A 17,795-nucleotide genomic window follows, 5' to 3' on the forward strand; every position below is an offset into this window, starting at 1 on the left:
GAGGATTTTTTATGATTAAAGCAATTATTGCTTCCCTAGCACTGACGTTCTCAGTTTCAGCTTTCGCGGCTCCATCTGTAGCTGACGTTGTAGTTCAGGCTCAATTGCCTGCTATCGCTGAACAAGCTCAAACATTGGGTTTGGACTGGAAAGTTGGCGACACTGCAAACTACAACCTGGATATGGGCGGATTCATCAAAGGTAAAATGGTGATGTCTGTTAAATCTATCGGTGACGACGGTATCTGGATGCAACAAGACATGGATCTTGGTTTCGCAGGTAAACAAAACGTAGAAACTCTTATCGATCCAAACACTGGCGCGGTTAAAAAAATGATCGTGAACGGTAAAGAACAAGAAGTACCTAAACAAGACGTTGAAGTTGTCGACATCAAAGAAGACAAAATCACAGTTCCAGCTGGTACTTTCGAGTGCATCCACGCAATCCTTAAAGACAAAAAAGACAACTCTGAAATCAACGCGTGGATCAACCCACAATTGATTCCAATGTCTGGTTTGTTGAAACAAGTTGCTCCAAGCCAATTCGGTAAAGTAACTGTTGAGCTGACTTCTTTCTCTAAAAAGTAGTTCATGAAGTCGATCTTCTTAAAAGCCGCTCTGGGAGCGGCTTTTTTATTACCGCTGCCCGCCTTTTCTCAGTCAAAATCTGAGACCTATAAAGATATTATCGAAAAAGCCTACAACCTGAGTTTGCAGAAGGATCGCCAACAGGCGCTAAATATCCTGACTGCTGCTATTGCGCGTGAATCCCGTCCCGCTGCGCAGACGGAGTTAAAAAAAGCGGCCCTGGATGTGGCCCATGTTTTCTTTAGCGACAAAGCTCAACAGCTTTATGAAACTTCCATTTCGTTGAAGAAAACTGAATTGAATCAGGCCCTGGGTAAATTGAACGAAGCCCAGCGTATCGAGCCTGACAATTTGACCATTCTCACCGAGCTTGCCCGCTTGCATATGGCTAAAAACGATTGTTCGAATGCCTTGGATCTTTTGGCAAAACCCATGAAGATGACTCCCTTTGATGATGAGTTGAGGCTTGCCAATGCTCAGGGTCAGGTTTGCCTGGGTCAATGGGTGGAGTTCGCCAAAAATCCTGAATCTGTGGACTCTAAAAAATCCGCATATCAGAAATTTTGGATGGTTCTGGGGATTGAACAACAACTGAAGCTTAAAAACATCTCTAAAGCCTTAGAACAGGCGCAAAACCTGGTGAAACTGGATGTTAAGTATCCTGAATCCCACTATTGGGTCTGGAAGGTTTCTCAAGTATTGAAAAAGAGCAATGTCGACGAGGCTCAGAAATACGTGATGGCCTGCAAAAACATTTCGGCGAGCCAATACAGACAGTATATGATAGATCCCATGCTTTGCCGCCGCACCACAGAGGTTGAAGGCGAAATCAAGGGGATGAATGGAACTACTGAATAAATCCTTATTGTTATTAGTTGCCAGCGTATTTGTTGCTGGTTGCGGAGTTAAAGGTGCGCCTCTTCCTCCGCTAACACCTCCACCGTTGGGTCGTGGCGAGCCCACGTATTCTGAAAAAACCCGAAAAGATAAACGCAAAGCACGCCCTACCACTCAAGAGCAAAGTGCTGAGGACGGCGACGCCATCGGAGATGCTCTGTGAAATCCACTCTTCCAATTAAAATCACGAAGATGTCAGGGGCGGGAAATACTTTCGCGTTCGTTGACGGCCGTGGTGTGACGGAGTGGAAAAAACTGGAATCCCAGCTTGGTAAGTCGCGATCCGAGATCGCAAAATTAGTTTGTGATAAAGTTCTGGGGCTTGCGACAGATGGATTCATTATCATCGAGGACCCTTCCGAAGGCTTTGATTTCAATTGGGATTTTTATAACTCAGATGGATCAACTGCAGAAATGTGTGGCAACGCTGCACGCTGTGCGGCCCGCTATTGCGCAGAACAAATTGCAGATAGCGAATTGGCAAACATCCGCTTTAAAACAGGAGCGGGATTGGTTGTCGCACAGATTCTGGGTAATGGCAGGATTCGCGTAAAAATGCCCGAGGCTCGCGTGTTGCAAAATCCAATCGAGCTGGTCACAAAAAACAGCGTTAAGGAGAAATTTGTTCTGGTAAATACCGGTGTTCCTCATCTGGTTCAAAAGATTCACGCATTTGTTGATTCAGTAAACCTGAAGGATCTTGCGCGCGAGATGAGAAATCACGAAATACTGAAGCCCGCAGGCGCAAACGTCACTTTCTATGCGGAAGATGAGACCGGAAAAATCAAAGCTGTTACGTTCGAACGTGGAGTTGAGGATTACACATTGGCTTGTGGCACAGGAGCTGTCGCGGCCGCTTTGGTAAGTTCGCTTGAGAATAAATTAAATGAAATTGAAGTTCAAATGCCAGGGGGAGTGATGGAAGTCCACTTCTTTGATAACGATGCAAGGCCACTTTTAGTGGGCGATGCAGTTTTTGTTGGAGACTTCCAATACAGCCAGGAGGCCGTTAAATGAAAAATTTCAAAGGTACTTTTACTGCCCTGCTAACTCCGTTTAAGAATGGAAAAATCGATTATCCCTCGGTCGACCGCCTGGTGAAACACCAGCTTGAAAATGGTGTGGATGGATTTGTTATTAACGGCACAACTGCCGAAAGCCCGACATTAACTGAACCTGAAAAGCAGGAGCTGTTTAAACACGTAAGAAAATTTGTCGGTGATTCAGTGCCGCTCATTATGGGCACAGGCTCAAATGACACAGCAAAAACGATTGAGGATTCAAAAAAAGCGGAAGCCCTGGGCGCAGACGCGATTCTGGTTGTCGTTCCTTACTACAATAAACCGCCACAACGTGGACTTTACGCTCACTTTAAAGCGGTGGCAGAGTCCGTAAAAATCCCAACGGTTCTGTACAATGTTCCAGGACGCACGATCACTTCACTGGCATCAGAAACTGTTGCTGATCTTGCAAAGGTTTCAGGGATTGTCGGTATTAAAGAAGCTTCAGGAAAAATGGATATCGCCGAGCAGATTATCAGCTCTTGCGGTAAGAACTTTGTGATGCTTTCCGGGGATGATGGCACTTATGTTGATTTTCTTCAGCGCGGCGGTCACGGGGTGATCTCTGTGGCAAGCCATGTGATTCCAAAGCAAATGGTGCAGTGGAAAAAATGGGTGCAGGAAGGGCAAACTGAGCAAGCTCAGGCCGACATTAAAAAATACATGCCTTTGATTGATTTGTTGTTTGTGGAAGCTAATCCGATCCCGGTTAAGAAGGCTGTGCAGTTGATGGGTCTGATCGATACTGCAGAAATGCGTTTACCACTTATGGAGCTAAGCCCTGAGCATACTGAAAAGCTTAAAATTGAAATGAAGAAAATGGGAGTTCTGGCGTGAAGAAACTGAATATCGGTCTTGTGGGCGCCAACGGACGTATGGGACGTGAGATCGCGGATATCATCAGCGCTCACGGTGGATGTGACGTATCGTACTCCCTAAGCCGCGACACAAAGGTGAATCATGAGCAGGCGGCAAAAGTTGATGTGTGGATTGATTTCTCCTCTCCGGAAGCGCTGCCTGAAGTTTTAAAAATCGCCTCCCGTCATAAAACGCCGGTTGTTTGTGGCACCACGGGTTTTACTAAAAAAGAAAAAACACATCTGGCAAAAGCCAGCAAAAATATTCCGGTGCTGTGGGCCTCCAACATGAGTATGGGTGTTGCGGTACTGAATGAAGCTTTGAAGATGTTTTCATCCATTTCGAACTTTGATTTTCAAATCGAAGAGTTTCACCATATCAGAAAAAAAGACAAACCGTCAGGAACAGCAATTACACTTCAGGAAAGTCTTGAGAAGGCTGTTGGTAAGAAATGTCCGGAGCCATTGGCAATTCGTGGCGGCGGAATTTTTGGCGTTCATAAGGTTCATGCGATGAGTGAAGAGGAAGTTATTACTTTCGAACATTCGGCTTTGAACAGAACAGTATTCGCTAAGGGTGCTGTGACGGCGGCTTTGTGGCTCGCAAAACAGAAAAAACCAGGTCTTTATCAAATTCGGGATGTGTTGTTTGGTAAGTAATAATTCAGGCGCGCTCCACAATTCATTGATCTGGATTGCCCTGGATCTTATGGGGGGCGAGGACAAGTCCCGTGAAATTCTGCGAAAGATGTCAGAATGCGGAGAGATCATTGAGATCTCATCGATTTACAAACGCTATACCAGTGATGCCCGCAATGACTTAAGTGCACGCATTGAGTTCGTCATTCGCTTTGAGACGACCATGAGTGTTGAGCAGCATCTGCACCTGGTCTTGTCTTTGTGTGACGAAGGTTCGTCGGGGTTGGTGCAAAGAAGTCATGTTGAGATGATTCTGCTGACTTATGATGACACGATCCTGATGTCTCCAAGACTTACGCTTCCCTACCCGCAACTTCATACAGATGCTTTGATTATTCGCTGTGCGGCAGAGGCTTGGGGGCAGTACGAGCACCCGATTTATCAAAAAACCCTGAGTGAAATTTCAAAAACAGCGCGCACCGTAAGGGATGCGGAGTTCTATAAGCAGGGCAAAAGCCTTATTGATTTTTAGCTCCCCCCAACGTACAAATTTAATGGTTCTTAATTGATCTTGAAATTGGAGATTCCATGAAGTTTTTCATTGATACAGCGGATATTGAAGAAATTAAACAAGCTAACCTTCGTGGTTGGGTTGATGGTGTGACGACGAATCCATCTTTGATCGCAAAGTCCGGTCGTGATTTCCATACGGTTATCAAAGAAATCTGCAAAGAAATCTCTGGTCCGGTTTCTGCGGAAGTTATCGGTCTTCAACACGAAGAAATGGTTCGCGAAGGTCGCGAGCTGGCTAAACTTGCTGATAACGTGGTTGTTAAAGTTCCAATGACTGAAGATGGTATGATCGCAGTTAAAAAATTTACTGCTGAAGGTATCAAGACTAACGTCACGCTGGTATTCTCTCCACTTCAAGCTTTGCTTGCAGCAAAAGCAGGGGCTTCCATGGTTTCTCCATTTGTGGGTCGCTTGGATGACATTGGAACAGACGGCATGGCGATGGTTAATCAGGTTATTCAGATTTACCAAAATTACGATTTCGCGACTGAAGTCCTGGTAGCAAGCGTGCGCAGCCCAATGCACTTGCAATTCGCGGCTGAAATGGGCGCTGATATCGCGACAATTCCGTACAAGGTTATGCAGCAAATGACTCATCATCCACTTACAGACAAAGGTATTAAGCTGTTCATGGATGACTGGAACAAGGTTCAAAAGAAATAATGAAATCCCTACTGATCACCTTACTTCTTCCAATGATTCTTATGGGTTGCCAGACAACAGGGGTTCTGTTGCGGGATACCCCCTTAAATATCAGTGAAACACGTAAGGTGATCGTGTCAGTTGTCGGCGAAGTTCGAAACGTGAGTGAAAATGGCCGTGAGCTGTTTTCCAAATACTACGATCGTCGAGGTAATCCGATTCAAAACATGGATATGGCTAAAGAGCGCTATTACAGCCACCTTATCGTCCTTGGCGATCGCCGCCCTTATAATATTTCTGTCGACGTCCTGGTCGAGGCTAGGGATCAAGATGGCGGATGGGATCTGGTGGATCATGACGACCAGAAAGCCGCTGTGCTGGCGGACAAGCTGAAAAAAGCTCTTAACCAAAGTCGTGACTCGCGCAACATCATTGACGACTTCCGTAGCTTCTAAATAGGATTTAAATAGGATCAAAGAATAGTCACGATGACTATTCATGCAAGGAGAAGTACGTTGCAAGGAATGCAACTTAAACGGTATCTACCGTTTACTGTGCTAGCTATATGCTTTGCATGGTCAAGCCAACTGGGTGGCTTGAAGTATATTCCTATATACGAAGGCCTGACGATTCGGGCACAAAAAAGTTCTCCTCCTCACGTAGCCTTCGAAGAAACAATCCGTACAAATTCAAACTTCAGTGAATGGCAGCATTTCGAGACCATGATGCCAGTGGCATTGGGGGTCGAAAAAAAGTCCCCGGCGCTATTCGCACAAAGAGTGGTCCTCGCTGAGATGACCATTCAAAAACAAGTTGAGCCCGTTGCAATGGCATCAACGAGTTATGAGCCGATGCCGGTGGGTGCGGCCATGGGCGCAAACGATGCGTGGATGTCGGAGCTTTCAAACGCCCAGAAGAATCGACTTCAGGCTGCGCAAATGAAGAACGATGTCCTGAATCAGAACTGGTCTGAACCTTCCTTCGGTGAAACAGCGTTAGCGGCTTTGGAAAAATCCGGCGCCATCAATTCGAGCGGTCAGATCATTCAACAAAATCGCACTTCAAATTCTTCCTCTAACGTAAAAGTTTCTGGCACTCAGGGCCAGCAAGTGGATCAACCTCGTGTTAGCCGTGCTCCTACGAATGACGAATCAGGATCTGAATACTCGTTCGCAGGGCCTGGTTCCCCGGCTCCTTCAGCGGCACAAGCTGAGGGCGTTCGTCGTATCGTGGGACCCATTGAAATCACGGGCGGATTAGCAGTCACCAATGAGCATCATATTGAAGTTCGTCGCAATGATGAAGGTGTCCTAAAAGAACTAGGGCGCGTGGATCTGCAAAAAGGCACTTACAATATTGATGTGGAGCAGACTTCCGGAACAGTGGTCGCTCGTTTAGTGAATAAAGACGGTAAGACCATGGGTGAAGGCAGCTTCCGCCTGAATCGCCTGGTACCGGGTTCTCTGAACTATGTAGCAGGTCCTAAGATTAAAATTGAACCGCATCCTGATTACTCTGTTGCGGTGTTAAGTGCTTACAATTCCAAAGCCAACGATGTAGCTCCCATGCAAACTCGCGTAACCTTCGTAAAAGGCGTCAGTGACGTTAAAGTAAATCGCGACGGAATCGCATCGATGGAAAATGTAACCCGGGGATCGTCGACGGTCATGAGGGCCGCAGCTCCAAAGCATTTAGAAACCACCAACATTATCGTATCAGGTAAAGAATCCCGCTCGACTCTTTATCCCGAGGCTATGGTTTCAGCTTTACTTGATATCATGGCATCTCAGCGCCAGGAATCTTACGATGAAGCTCCAAGCTTGATCTGGGGTAAAGTGACCCAGGATGGTAAACCAGTTGCAGGAATTGATGTAATTGTTGAGACCGCACCAGATCTTAAACCGGTTTACTTTAATCAATTCATGATTCCTGATCCAAAGCTTACTAAAACCAGCGAAAACGGTTTGTACGCTTTTGTTCAGGTGCCAACGGGATTTCACTCATTATTGGCGACTCGCTCTGATTCCATTTTTGGTTACGTGAATGTGGTTTCTGAAGAAGGCGCAATTGCCCAGGGTGATTTGGATGCGACGATGAAAGTGGAGTCTGTGCCACTTCGTGTTTACGATGCATTCAATGGCAATCCGACGGCCGCAACAGTGACCATGCAGTCTTTGACCGATGAGCTTCATGTTGCTGAAGGTGTCGCCACAGTCAGTCTACAGAATATAAATCGAATGGGTCTGATGAGAGTGCACCCGCAAGGTGCTGACTACATCCCTGCCCGCTACCTTTACAATGATAACGATGAGTTCATTCATATTCCGCTTGTTCGCTGGGACTGGCTTCGCGCCATCAAGGCGTTGCTGAAAATCAGCGACACGCCATCGTCAGGTTTGGTTGTTGGCTTCGTTCCTGATGAAGACTTTGAAGTGTTCCTGGCGGGTTACGATAACTTTAATCCGCAGGATATCGTGTACTTTGATATGCAAGGGCGCGTTCTGCAGAATCGTAAGGGTGCTGCTGGTGGTGGCTTCATTATTTACAATGCTCCACAAGATACTCACGAAGTGGTCGTGATGGGTGCTCGCACGCAGAAAGTTTATTCCCGCGTGGTTCCTGTTGATGCAAACTCTTTGTCAGTTCTGAACTTTAGAGAGTAGAAAACTCTGTCACTTTCTTTTTAAAGAAGTCTCCGCGATCTTCAAAAGATTTGAATTCATCCCAGCTGGTTCCGCCTGGACTTAGTAAAACTGTATCAGCTGTTTTAACTTTAGAGAAAATGTAGGCAATTGCCTCTTCCAAGCGTGCGAAGCTATTGCCCGGAAGTTTTGATTTACCCTGGGCGACATCGCGACACTCGCCAAAGAAGACGAATTCAGTGTGATTCATTCTGGAAAGAACAGATAGCTGCTCCCAAGGCAGATTCTTATCACGACCACCCAGCAACAGGAATAGTGATCCACCGGTAGTTAAAGTGTCGGCTGCAGCTGTTGCTGCGATGATCACGCTGTCCATGGCAGTGGCTTTACTGTCGTTGATAAAGCGAACACCCTTAACCGAACCAAGGTTTTCCAAGCGATGACTTAAACCCTTGAAGTTTTTCATTCCTTCAACAGCAGCGTTCGGCCAGCCGGCCTCGCGACACAGGGCCGTTGCCAGAGCTAAATTGTCCTGATTGTGTTGTCCGATCAGCTGAGCTTTCTGCAATTGATAGGATTGAAGGTCGGGATCGGTTTTGGAAATAATTTTTAGCTGGGGATTTGTGGACTTTCCTTTGGAGTACTCAATCAGATCACCGCCCTCAGAATTTAAGAGCATGGTCTTCTTGGTTATCCCCAGAATATTCCACTTGGTTTCATAGTAGTGCTCGATGCTGTCGTAGCGTTCCAGGTGATTGGAAGTAAAGTAAGTAATTGCAGAATGATCCAACACCAAGCCCGCGCAATTTTCCAACTGATAACTGGAAAGTTCCAGCACAACCCAGTCTGCAACAGGACGTTTATTCTCAACGACGTCAGCGGCATAGGAGGCGAAGGGAATTCCCAAATTTCCACCGACGAAGCCAGTTTTTGAAAATGCCTCAAGACCTGCTTGCAGCAAAGACACCGTGGTGCTTTTACCGACAGAGCCGGTTACTCCGATTAATTTTTCAGATGTTAAGCATGAGCAGGCCAGGGAAATCTCGCTGGTGATTGCAATCCCTCGCGACTGAGCATCTTTGATCCAAACCGAAGCCAGGGGAACACCAGGAGATACCACCAGGGTCTGGGGTTTTCCTTCAGACATGAGTTTATTTGCATCCGAAAAGTTCGCTGATGCCAACTTTCCGTCGAAGGTCAGGATGTCTTCTGCGCTGACTCCGCAGGCAAGAAGAAGTCGTTTAGCGGCGTCTCCGCTTTTTCCCATTCCGACGATTGCAATTGGTGCTTTCAGGTTCTTGATATATTGGCTCATCTGGCAGATAGTAGTATTAGGAGGCAGTTTTGCCCACTTCTTTTTTCGTGCACCCTAAAGCCGATTTCCGATCGGCGCAATATACCGCAATCATTAGTGATCTGCATCTGACCGAGGCAGAACCCGTGAACTTGCGCTTTCCTTTATGGAAAAAATTTAAGACTCGCCAGTTTTTCTACGATGATATTTTTGAAACGTTTCTGAAACATCTTGAAGAGCGCGCACAAGGTAAGCCCGTTGAGCTTGTTCTTAACGGAGACATTTTTGATTTTGACAGCGTTCTAAATTTGCCTGACCAACCGGTATTTAACGTAAGCTGGATTGAAAAACATCGTGGTCTGCAGCCTCGTGCTGAAAGATCCCGTCACAAAATCGAAGTGATCCTGCGTGATCATATGTCTTTTGTCAGATCTTTGCGTGAATTCATCGTGCGCGGCAATCGCGCGGTATTCGTTATAGGAAATCATGATCTGGAACTTCACTTTATGGAAGTTCAGGATGAGATCATGCGCCACTTGAATCTTCCCGATGATAAGCGCGAGGAAGTCCGTTTTGTCGAGTGGTTCTATATCAGCAACCAGGACACTTTGATTGAACACGGAAATCAGTACGATCCCTATTGCATGTGCGAAGATCCGGTAAATCCATTTGTGCGTGGCTATAACTATGTCGCTTTGAAACTTCCATTTGGAAATTTGGCATGCCGATATATTTCCAACGGCATGGGGTTCTTTAACCCCCACGTGGATACGAACTATATTATGAGTTTAAAGGAATACATTTTGTTTTTCTTTAAGTACATCTGGAGAGCGCAGCCCGGTTTGGTGTGGACGTGGTTCTGGGGTTCGGTGGCGACGCTGGTTCACTCGTTTTTTGATCGTCTCTCGGCACCAATTCGCAATCCCCTGAAGATTGAAGATCGTATCGATGTGATCGCAGAAAAAGCAAATGCTGAACCGCGCATGGTTCGAGAACTTAAGGAACTATTTGTGGCTCCGGCGGCAAGTGAACCGATGTTATTGGCGCGTGAACTGTGGCTGGATCGTGCTTTCATCGTGTTCATTGCGTTCTTTTTAATATTTCAATTGATGACTTTCATCCGCTCGGTTTACGAGATCTCGATCTTCTGGGCGTTTATTCCTTTGTTTGTGCTGCTTCCATTCTTCTTGTTTTACAGTAAGTCGGTGACCTCCCTGGTTTCAAGCTACAAAGAACCTGATGACCGGGTCCTTGCAATGGCAAGCGCAATTACTAAAGTAAAACGCATTGTTTACGGGCACACTCACCACACCAGACACGAAATCATCGGTTCTGTGGAACATTTGAACAGTGGATGCTGGTCGCCGGCATTTTTGGATGTTGAATGTACCAAACCGCTTGATCAGAAAACTTTCGTGTGGATTTCGCCTGGAGAACATAATTCTCGACAGGCGGAGCTATGCAAGTTCGTGGATGGTGGTTCCGAAATCATGCTTGGTTCAAATCGGGGCGCATAACGTACTAGGTTATTGCGCTGCAAAAAAGATTTCCCATTGTCAATTATAGGTCCCGTATGCAAACCTTTTACTGTTCAATTTTCAACTAAGGATGGAGAGTTATCATGGCAGAAGTACTTGTTGTAACTAGCAAAGTAAAAAAACTTATCAAAGAAAAAGGCGGCATGAATACTTCTGCTGAAACTATCGACGTTCTCAGCAAAGCTATCGAGCAACTTTGCATGAAAGGTATCGAATCTGCAAAAGCAGACGGCCGTAAAACAGTTATGGCTCGCGATATCGTTATCGATCACCTTTAATTTTTAATTAAAGCTGAAACTAAAAACCCATGGTTTGCACCATGGGTTTTTTATTTGTCCTTAGAGCATCTTTTGCAGATCTTCCCAGGAGATGATTTTTACTCCAAGGCTTTGTGCTTTATCCACTTTTGATCCGGGATCGTCGCCAACCACCAGGTAACTAAGCTTCGAGGAAACAGAGCTTAAAATCTTTCCGCCGTTCTTTTCAATCACGTCTTTGGCGTCATCACGTTTAACGGGAAGAGTTCCGGTGATAAGAAAGCTCATCCCAGAAAGAGCGCCTTCTGTGGCGCGTACAGGATTGGTGATCTCCACACCCAGCTTCAACATTTCGTGAACTTCTTTGACGAGCTTTTTATTTGAAGTCCATTCCCGAATTGAAGTTGCGACCTTAGGGCCGATTTCCGGGACTTGCAGCAGTTCTTCTTCAGAGGCGTTTAAGAAATTCTCGATATTAACGAAGTGATCAGCCAATAGCTTTGCAGTTTGCTCGCCGACAAAGCGAATACCAAGTGCAAAAATAAAACGCGCCAACGTGGGCTTTTTGCTGTTTTCAACACTGTTGATTATATTCTCGGCCGACTTATCACCCTGCCGCTCCAGCGAAAGGATGTCTGATTTTTCCAGACGATAGAAATCGGAAAATGAAGTTAGCATTTTGTTATCGACCAGGGTTTCAATCAGACGATCGCCGATTTTATCCAGATTCATCGCGCGTCGGCCAACGAAGTGCTTCAAGGATTCTTTCACCATGGCCACACAAAGTGGATTCGTACAGCGGGTGACAACCTCGCCCTCAGCTTTATGAGCTGGGGAGCCGCACACAGGACACTGTGCAGGTATCAGGAACGGTTTGCTATTCTTAGGTCTTTTTTCCAGAACGACAGCCACTACCTCGGGAATCACGTCACCAGCGCGTTGGATAATCACCGTGTCGCCGATGCGCACGTCTTTGCGATCAATTTCATCCTGATTGTGTAGTGTCGAATTCGTAACCGTCACTCCGCCCACTTTTACCGGCGTCATGATGGCAACAGGGGTCAGTGCGCCTGTGCGACCGACCTGAATGGCGATATTCTCAATGACCGTTGTGGCTTGTTCGGGTTTAAACTTTGCAGCCGTTGCCCATCGCGGACTTCTTGCAACCAATCCCAGGTCATCTTGCAGTCGCAACGAGTTTACTTTGATTACGATACCATCAATATCAAAGGGCAGCGTCGAGCGAATTTTCTCGATGTGATGATAGTACTCAACTACTTCCTGAGGGCCGCGGCAAAGACGCACCAGATCCGGATTTGATTTGATAGCAGTCGGAATCCCCTGATCAGCAAAATACTTTTGAATGCCTTCTTGAGTATCAAAAGTCTTTCCCTCAACCAAACCCAAGGCATAACCGAAAAATTTTAAAGGACGCGCAGCTGCGATCTTGGAGTCAAGCTGACGCATAGATCCTGCGGCTGCATTTCTGGGATTTGCAAAGGTTGGCTGGCCATTCTCCTGTTGCGTCTCGTTTAGTTCAGCAAAGTCTTTTTTAAAAATCAGAACTTCACCCCGCACCTCCAGGATCTCTGGTGCACTTTTGATTTTTAGGGGAATGCTTTTAATCGTCTTGATGTTTTCTGTCACATCTTCGCCAACAGTTCCATCACCTCGAGTCAGGGCTCTAACTAATTGCCCATTCTCATAAATAATCTCCATGGAAAGACCGTCAAACTTTAGTTCACACAGATATTCCACTTCTTTGTCAGTGCTCAGGAATTTCTTAATACGCTCATCGAACTCGAAAATATCCTCTGGGGAATAACTGTTTGCCAGGGAAAGCATCGGAAGGCGATGGGGTGCCTTCGTAAAGCTTTCCAGAACCTTTCCACCCACGCGTTGACTTGGGGAATCGGAAAGATCAAGCCCCTTACCGGATTTTTCAATTTTTAAAAGTTCATCAAAGAGCTGATCGTACTCGTAGTCGGTAATCGAAGGACGATCCATGACATAGTAGTTGTAGTCGTGTTCAGCGATGATTTTTTTTAGCTCTTCGTGGCGTTTCTTTGACATACGGCGGACTCTATCATGAGCGTGTGAATTGAATCACGTAATTGCGCGCGTCCTGCGGCGGCGCTTCAAGGTCCAGACCAGGAATAGCTTGGTGACTGACAGAGTGCTGATGCTTTATTCTTCTTTCTGGAATTCCTGCCAAGGAGACTGTCGTGATCGATAAGAAATCCATTGAGAACATTGCCAAACTGGCACGCCTGCAAATCACAGAACAAGAGGCGACAGAGTTCAGCCAACAGATGGAAAAAATTCTGCACAACTTCCAAAAAATAGAACAGATCGACACGACAGGTGTTGAACCCATGATTACTCCCACTGAAATCGAAGCATACTGGCGGGAAGACAAAGTGGTGCAAAAATACACAGCCGAAGAAATCATAGCGAATGCCCCAGAACATGCAGGCAATCTGTTTAAAGTACCACCGGTGGTTTAGGGGAATCTATGGATTTAACTTTTGCATCGATCAGTGAAATTTCCAAAGCCGTAAAGTCGCGAAAAATCAGCGCCCAGGAAGTGACCGCGCACTTTCAGAAAAGAATCTCTTCACTTGATTCCAAGTTGAATTCTTTCACCAGCCTAAATGAAAACGCCGCCAAAGAAGCGGCCGCAATCGATGCACGCATTGCTCAGGGTGAAGACGTAGGCCCCCTTGCTGGTGTGCCTTTTGGAATCAAGGAAATGCTGTGCACGAAGAATTTAAAAACGACAGCAGGATCGAAAATTTTAAGTAATTTCACTCCGCCCTATGATGCAACCGTGGTTTCGCGCTTAAAGAGTTCCGGCTCCATCGTAATGGGTAAACTTAATCAGGACGAATTTGCGATGGGCTCTTCCAATGAGACGTCATTTTTTGGTCCGGTTAAAAACCCTTGGGACGTGACTCGTGTTCCTGGTGGATCATCAGGGGGCTCGGCGGCTGCCCAGGCGGCGCGTTTGGTGGCGGGAACAATTGGCACCGATACCGGTGGTTCTATCCGTCAGCCCGCAAGTTTTTGCGGGATCGTGGGTGTGAAGCCTACTTATGGCAGAGTCAGTCGTTACGGCATCATTGCATTTGCATCCTCTTTGGATCAGGCAGGCCCCATGGTTAGCAGTGTTGAAGACGCAGCCTTAACTTTGGAAGTAATTTCTGGTCATGATCCGATGGATTCTACGTCGTCACAAAAATCTGTTCCCGCGTGGAGCCAGAATCTTTCAGCCGACATGAAAGGTTTAAAAGTAGGAGTTATCAAGGAATACATGAAAGACGGTGTCGATTCTGACACGCAAAAAACTTTCAGTGATGCTCTTGAAGCTTTAAAGAAAATGGGTGCTGAAGTCGTCGAGGTGTCTGTTAGTATGACCGAGTTCGCAGTTCCGATATATTATCTGATTGCAACCAGTGAAGCGTCTTCGAACCTTGCACGTTATGATGGTATTCGCTATGGATATCGCGCCGACTTTCCAAGTCTCTCGGGCGTAGAGCTGGAAGACTTTTATGGAAAAACCCGAGGCGAGGGTTTTGGTTCTGAAGTTAAGCGCAGAATTATGCTGGGGACCTATTGCCTGTCCAGCGGCTACTATGATGCTTACTACAACAAAGCGGGTCAGGTACGCCGAATGCTGACTGAGCAGTATCTTGCAGCATTCAAAAATTGCGACGTGATTTTGAGTCCCGTCACCACTTCACCAGCATTCAAAATTGGCGAACTGATCTCTGATCCACTCACAATGTATCTGAACGACATCTTCACGACGTCGACCAATCTTGCAGGCCTTCCTGGTATGAGTGTGCCATTTGGTGCTTCGGCCTCTGGATTGCCAATAGGTATTCAGGTGACCGCAAATCATTTCGACGAACAACGCATGCTGAATGTGGGTTATGCATTGGAATCTGTATCGCCGGTAAAAGGGAGCAAACCCCATGTCATATAGAGGTTATGAACCCGTTATTGGAATAGAAATTCACGTACAACTTCGCACCAACAGTAAGATCTTCTGTGCTGACGCCACAAACTTTGATGCCAGTGATAATGAAAACGTGTCTCCGGTAAGTGCCGGAATGCCTGGAACCTTGCCCGTCCTAAATAAGCGCGCCATCGAGTTTGGAATAAGAACCGGTCTGGCATTGGGATGTACGATTCGTAAAAAATCTGTCTTTGCCAGAAAGAACTATTTCTATCCGGATATGCCGAAGGGTTATCAGATCTCTCAATACGATCAACCCATCTGCGAAAACGGATCCGTTACTTTCAAAGTGAACGGTGTGGATAAAACTGTGAATATCTCAAGAGCTCACCTTGAGGAGGATGCTGGAAAATCAAATCACAGTGGTGCGCATACGCTGATTAATTTAAATCGCGCAGGCATTCCCCTGTTGGAAGTTGTAACGGGTCCCGATCTACGCTCACCAGCGGAAGCCGCTGAATACGGCCGCACCATTCGTCAAATAGTTCGTTATCTTGATGTGTGCGATGGAAATCTTGAAGAAGGTTCCATGCGCTGTGACTGTAACGTTTCGGTTCGTAAGGTCGGCGCGCCTGAGTTTGGCACCAAAGTGGAAATTAAAAACGTGAACTCGTTCCGCTTTGTGGAAAAAGCCATCGAGTACGAAATCGAACGACAGATCGACGAACTTGAACGTGGTGGAAAAATTCTGCAGGAGACCAGACTTTGGGATCCAGATAAGAATCGCACATTCGCAATGCGTTCCAAGGAAGATGCTCAGGACTACCGATACTTTCCGGATCCCGATTTGCTGCCATTGATTGTTTCCGAGGATTGGATTGAGCAAATCAGAAAAGAACTTCCAGAGCTTCCAATTGCGCGGGCTAAAAGATTCCAGGAGCAACACGGATTGCCCGAGTACGATGCACAGGTTCTGACGATTGAAAAATCAGTGGCCGATTACTATGAAGCCACAGCGAAAGTTTCAAAGAACCCAAAAGCTTCATCGAACTGGATTATGTCAGAACTTATGCGCGAGCTAAACACAGTAAATATGCCAATTGAAAACTCGCCGATTAAGCCAGCACAATTGGGAAAAATGGTCGAGCTGATTGACGCTGGAACTATTTCGGGAAAAATTGCAAAAACTGTTTTTCAGGAAATGTGGAGTACATCCAAGGATCCTGAAGTCGTGGTTAAGGAAAAAGGTTTGGTGCAGATTACCGACCCTGCTGCAATTGAGAAAATTGTGGACGAGGTGTTAGCAAGTAATCAGCAAGCCGTCGATGATCATAAATCAGGAAAAAAGAAAAACCTTTTTGGTTTCTTTGTGGGCGCCGTGATGAAGGCGTCAAAGGGTCAGGCAAATCCTGACATGGTCAATAAGATACTATTGGAGAAATTAAAGTAATGAAGGTCGCAGCACTTGATTTAGGAACAAATACTTTTCTATGCCTGATTGCCGAAGGCGATAACAGCGGCATAACCAAAGTTCACAAAGATCTGGTTGAGGTGGTTCGCCTCGGTCAGGACGTTGATAAGACCGGCAGGCTTCATCCTGATGCTCTGGTGCGTGCGAAGAAATGCCTTACTGAATTTAAAAAAGAAATCGACAAACACGGAGTCGACCGGATTCTGGCGATGGCGACCTCTGCTGCGCGCGACGCAAGCAATGGTCAGGAATTATTTGATATCGGGAAAGAGCTGGGAATTCCTATTGAAGTTATTCCCGGCGAAGACGAGGCTCGCATCAGCTATCAAGGCGCCACAGGTGGCGTGATAGATCCCACCAAGACCAGTCTGGTTGTGGATGTTGGAGGCGGCTCGACTGAATTTATCGTGGGTCGGGGTGAGAAGATTCTTTTTGGTCAAAGCTTAAATATGGGCGGAGTTCGCCTGACTGAAAGATTTGTTACTCAGCAACCTGTTCCCCAAACTGAGCAAAAAAGTTTAAATGACTATATATATAGTGAGCTCAACAAGATCCTTCCGGAGATTTCAAGAAATCCCGTGGATCAGATTTTGGCGGTGGCAGGCACCCCGACTTCAATCGTGGCAATTGAAGTGGGCGGATTCGATGAAAAGAAAGTTGATAAATACTTTCTTAGCAAAGAGCGACTGCAATTCTGGGTAGACACCTTTGCCCAAACTTCCGTCGAGGAAAAGAAAGCTAAATTTCAACTGGGTGGCCGCGCTGATATTATTTACGCCGGCGCTTCTATATTATTAAATACTATAAATGCAATGGGCATGACTGGTCTGGTAGTGTCCACTAAAGGAGTAAGATATGGCGTCGCACTTGAGATGCTTCGTACTGGCGATCATTCTTAGTTTTTCGTTCACCGCAAATGCAACTGTTACTTTTCCAAAAAAGAAAATCACCGTTGCAGGAAAAACTCTTTCTGTCGAGGTAGCCACGACTGTCGAACAGCAAGCACAAGGATTGATGAATCGCTCCAGTCTGGGTGACAACGAGGGAATGCTTTTCGTTTTTTCAAACGAAGAGACGCGTTTTTTCTGGATGAAGAATACGTTGATTGATTTGTCGATTGGCTACTTCAATAAAGACGGTAAGCTCATTGACGTCCAGGAAATGACTTCCGGCAAAGGTCTAGCAGACACGGCTTTGCCGTCGTACGCGAGTGCACTTCCTGCCAAATATGCGTTAGAAATGAATAAAGGCTGGTTTGACAAAAATAAGATCAAGGTTGGAGCCAAGTTAAAAATCAACCCATAGTCCAGTGAAAAGATAAACAATTGCCAGCATTCTATACTTGGCTTTAGATTGATATTAACGATTGATTGAAA

19 protein-coding genes are annotated in these 17,795 nt (G+C 46.1%); 17 read left to right on the forward strand and 2 right to left on the reverse strand.

Annotation, left to right across the window (positions count from 1 at the left end):
• Positions 1-11: 11 nt before the first annotated feature.
• The 10 genes from ACLWNV_RS00195 (at position 12) to ACLWNV_RS00240 (ending at position 7,919) form a co-directional block, all read left to right on the forward strand.
• Entirely contained in the window at positions 12-587 is a 576-nt protein-coding gene (locus ACLWNV_RS00195) for a hypothetical protein (protein WP_413585884.1), read from the forward strand.
• Between the two features lie 3 nt (positions 588-590).
• Positions 591-1,445 (forward strand): hypothetical protein, encoded by an 855-nt coding sequence (locus ACLWNV_RS00200; protein ID WP_413585885.1) that lies wholly within the window; start codon positions 591-593, stop codon positions 1,443-1,445.
• Positions 1,429-1,647, forward strand: coding sequence for a hypothetical protein (locus ACLWNV_RS00205; protein ID WP_413585886.1), 219 nt, complete (start codon positions 1,429-1,431; stop codon positions 1,645-1,647). Before ACLWNV_RS00200 ends, ACLWNV_RS00205 begins: the two co-directional genes overlap by 17 nt.
• A complete protein-coding gene (gene dapF, locus ACLWNV_RS00210; protein ID WP_413585887.1) occupies positions 1,644-2,501 on the forward strand; it encodes a diaminopimelate epimerase in 858 nt (285 codons plus the stop codon). The genes ACLWNV_RS00205 and dapF overlap by 4 nt, the downstream gene beginning before the upstream one ends.
• Positions 2,498-3,382 (forward strand): 4-hydroxy-tetrahydrodipicolinate synthase, encoded by an 885-nt coding sequence (gene dapA, locus ACLWNV_RS00215; RefSeq protein WP_413585888.1) that lies wholly within the window; start codon positions 2,498-2,500, stop codon positions 3,380-3,382. The genes dapF and dapA overlap by 4 nt, the downstream gene beginning before the upstream one ends.
• On the forward strand, positions 3,379-4,062 hold the full coding sequence (locus ACLWNV_RS00220; RefSeq protein WP_413585889.1) for a 4-hydroxy-tetrahydrodipicolinate reductase: 684 nt from the start codon (positions 3,379-3,381) through the stop codon (positions 4,060-4,062). The genes dapA and ACLWNV_RS00220 overlap by 4 nt, the downstream gene beginning before the upstream one ends.
• Entirely contained in the window at positions 4,052-4,573 is a 522-nt protein-coding gene (locus ACLWNV_RS00225) for a hypothetical protein (RefSeq protein ID WP_413585890.1), read from the forward strand. Before ACLWNV_RS00220 ends, ACLWNV_RS00225 begins: the two co-directional genes overlap by 11 nt.
• A gap of 56 nt (positions 4,574-4,629) precedes the next feature.
• A complete protein-coding gene (gene fsa, locus ACLWNV_RS00230) occupies positions 4,630-5,277 on the forward strand; it encodes a fructose-6-phosphate aldolase (RefSeq protein ID WP_340598228.1) in 648 nt (215 codons plus the stop codon).
• Positions 5,277-5,711 (forward strand): hypothetical protein, encoded by a 435-nt coding sequence (locus ACLWNV_RS00235; protein WP_413585891.1) that lies wholly within the window; start codon positions 5,277-5,279, stop codon positions 5,709-5,711. The genes fsa and ACLWNV_RS00235 overlap by 1 nt, the downstream gene beginning before the upstream one ends.
• Positions 5,712-5,810: 99 nt before the next feature.
• Positions 5,811-7,919 carry a hypothetical protein gene (locus ACLWNV_RS00240; RefSeq protein ID WP_413585892.1) on the forward strand — a complete coding sequence of 703 codons (2,109 nt, stop codon included), beginning with the start codon at positions 5,811-5,813 and terminating at the stop codon, positions 7,917-7,919.
• On the opposite strand, the gene murD is transcribed toward ACLWNV_RS00240, so the two are convergent.
• Positions 7,909-9,213, reverse strand: coding sequence for a UDP-N-acetylmuramoyl-L-alanine--D-glutamate ligase (gene murD, locus ACLWNV_RS00245; protein ID WP_413585893.1), 1,305 nt, complete (start codon positions 9,211-9,213; stop codon positions 7,909-7,911). The genes ACLWNV_RS00240 and murD overlap by 11 nt on opposite strands.
• 29 nt (positions 9,214-9,242) lie before the next feature.
• Here murD and ACLWNV_RS00250 point away from each other — a divergent pair, with 29 nt between their 5' ends.
• Positions 9,243-10,709 (forward strand): metallophosphoesterase, encoded by a 1,467-nt coding sequence (locus ACLWNV_RS00250; protein ID WP_413585894.1) that lies wholly within the window; start codon positions 9,243-9,245, stop codon positions 10,707-10,709.
• Between the two features lie 104 nt (positions 10,710-10,813).
• Positions 10,814-11,008: a histone-like protein gene (locus ACLWNV_RS00255; RefSeq protein WP_413585895.1), complete on the forward strand. Its 195-nt coding sequence runs from the start codon at positions 10,814-10,816 to the stop codon at positions 11,006-11,008.
• A 60-nt stretch (positions 11,009-11,068) separates the two neighbouring features.
• Here the strand turns inward: ACLWNV_RS00255 and ligA are convergent, their stop codons facing one another.
• A complete protein-coding gene (ligA, locus tag ACLWNV_RS00260) occupies positions 11,069-13,060 on the reverse strand; it encodes an NAD-dependent DNA ligase LigA (RefSeq protein WP_413585896.1) in 1,992 nt (663 codons plus the stop codon).
• A 152-nt stretch (positions 13,061-13,212) separates the two neighbouring features.
• Between ligA and gatC the strand changes: the two genes are divergently transcribed.
• From gatC to ACLWNV_RS00285, 5 genes are read left to right on the forward strand one after another with little or no spacing between them, the layout of a single operon-like run.
• A complete protein-coding gene (gene gatC, locus ACLWNV_RS00265) occupies positions 13,213-13,494 on the forward strand; it encodes an Asp-tRNA(Asn)/Glu-tRNA(Gln) amidotransferase subunit GatC (protein ID WP_413585897.1) in 282 nt (93 codons plus the stop codon).
• Between the two features lie 8 nt (positions 13,495-13,502).
• The gene (gatA, locus tag ACLWNV_RS00270; RefSeq protein ID WP_413585898.1) at positions 13,503-14,975 is read left to right on the forward strand and encodes an Asp-tRNA(Asn)/Glu-tRNA(Gln) amidotransferase subunit GatA; all 1,473 of its coding nucleotides are present in this window, start codon (positions 13,503-13,505) and stop codon (positions 14,973-14,975) included.
• Entirely contained in the window at positions 14,965-16,398 is a 1,434-nt protein-coding gene (gatB, locus tag ACLWNV_RS00275; protein WP_413585899.1) for an Asp-tRNA(Asn)/Glu-tRNA(Gln) amidotransferase subunit GatB, read from the forward strand. The genes gatA and gatB overlap by 11 nt, the downstream gene beginning before the upstream one ends.
• A complete protein-coding gene (locus tag ACLWNV_RS00280; protein WP_413585900.1) occupies positions 16,398-17,318 on the forward strand; it encodes a Ppx/GppA family phosphatase in 921 nt (306 codons plus the stop codon). Before gatB ends, ACLWNV_RS00280 begins: the two co-directional genes overlap by 1 nt.
• A complete protein-coding gene (locus ACLWNV_RS00285) occupies positions 17,275-17,724 on the forward strand; it encodes a DUF192 domain-containing protein (protein WP_413585901.1) in 450 nt (149 codons plus the stop codon). Before ACLWNV_RS00280 ends, ACLWNV_RS00285 begins: the two co-directional genes overlap by 44 nt.
• The last annotated feature ends 71 nt before the right edge of the window (positions 17,725-17,795 follow it).

The organism is Bdellovibrio sp. HCB274 (assembly GCF_047306075.1).
GTDB lineage: Bacteria > Bdellovibrionota > Bdellovibrionia > Bdellovibrionales > Bdellovibrionaceae > Bdellovibrio.

Bases quoted from the DNA above. Each gene is read 5' to 3' on its own strand.
- ACLWNV_RS00280 (WP_413585900.1), top strand. From the start codon at position 16,398: ATGAAGGTCGCAGCACTTGATTTAGGAACAAATACTTTTCTATGCCTG.
- ligA (WP_413585896.1), bottom strand. From the start codon at position 13,060: ATGTCAAAGAAACGCCACGAAGAGCTAAAAAAAATCATCGCTGAACAC.
- ACLWNV_RS00195 (WP_413585884.1), top strand. From the start codon at position 12: ATGATTAAAGCAATTATTGCTTCCCTAGCACTGACGTTCTCAGTTTCA.
- ACLWNV_RS00255 (WP_413585895.1), top strand. From the start codon at position 10,814: ATGGCAGAAGTACTTGTTGTAACTAGCAAAGTAAAAAAACTTATCAAA.
- ACLWNV_RS00200 (WP_413585885.1), top strand. From the start codon at position 591: ATGAAGTCGATCTTCTTAAAAGCCGCTCTGGGAGCGGCTTTTTTATTA.
- ACLWNV_RS00285 (WP_413585901.1), top strand. From the start codon at position 17,275: ATGGCGTCGCACTTGAGATGCTTCGTACTGGCGATCATTCTTAGTTTT.
- gatA (WP_413585898.1), top strand. From the start codon at position 13,503: ATGGATTTAACTTTTGCATCGATCAGTGAAATTTCCAAAGCCGTAAAG.
- gatB (WP_413585899.1), top strand. From the start codon at position 14,965: ATGTCATATAGAGGTTATGAACCCGTTATTGGAATAGAAATTCACGTA.
- fsa (WP_340598228.1), top strand. From the start codon at position 4,630: ATGAAGTTTTTCATTGATACAGCGGATATTGAAGAAATTAAACAAGCT.
- dapA (WP_413585888.1), top strand. From the start codon at position 2,498: ATGAAAAATTTCAAAGGTACTTTTACTGCCCTGCTAACTCCGTTTAAG.
- ACLWNV_RS00235 (WP_413585891.1), top strand. From the start codon at position 5,277: ATGAAATCCCTACTGATCACCTTACTTCTTCCAATGATTCTTATGGGT.
- ACLWNV_RS00205 (WP_413585886.1), top strand. From the start codon at position 1,429: ATGGAACTACTGAATAAATCCTTATTGTTATTAGTTGCCAGCGTATTT.
- murD (WP_413585893.1), bottom strand. From the start codon at position 9,213: ATGAGCCAATATATCAAGAACCTGAAAGCACCAATTGCAATCGTCGGA.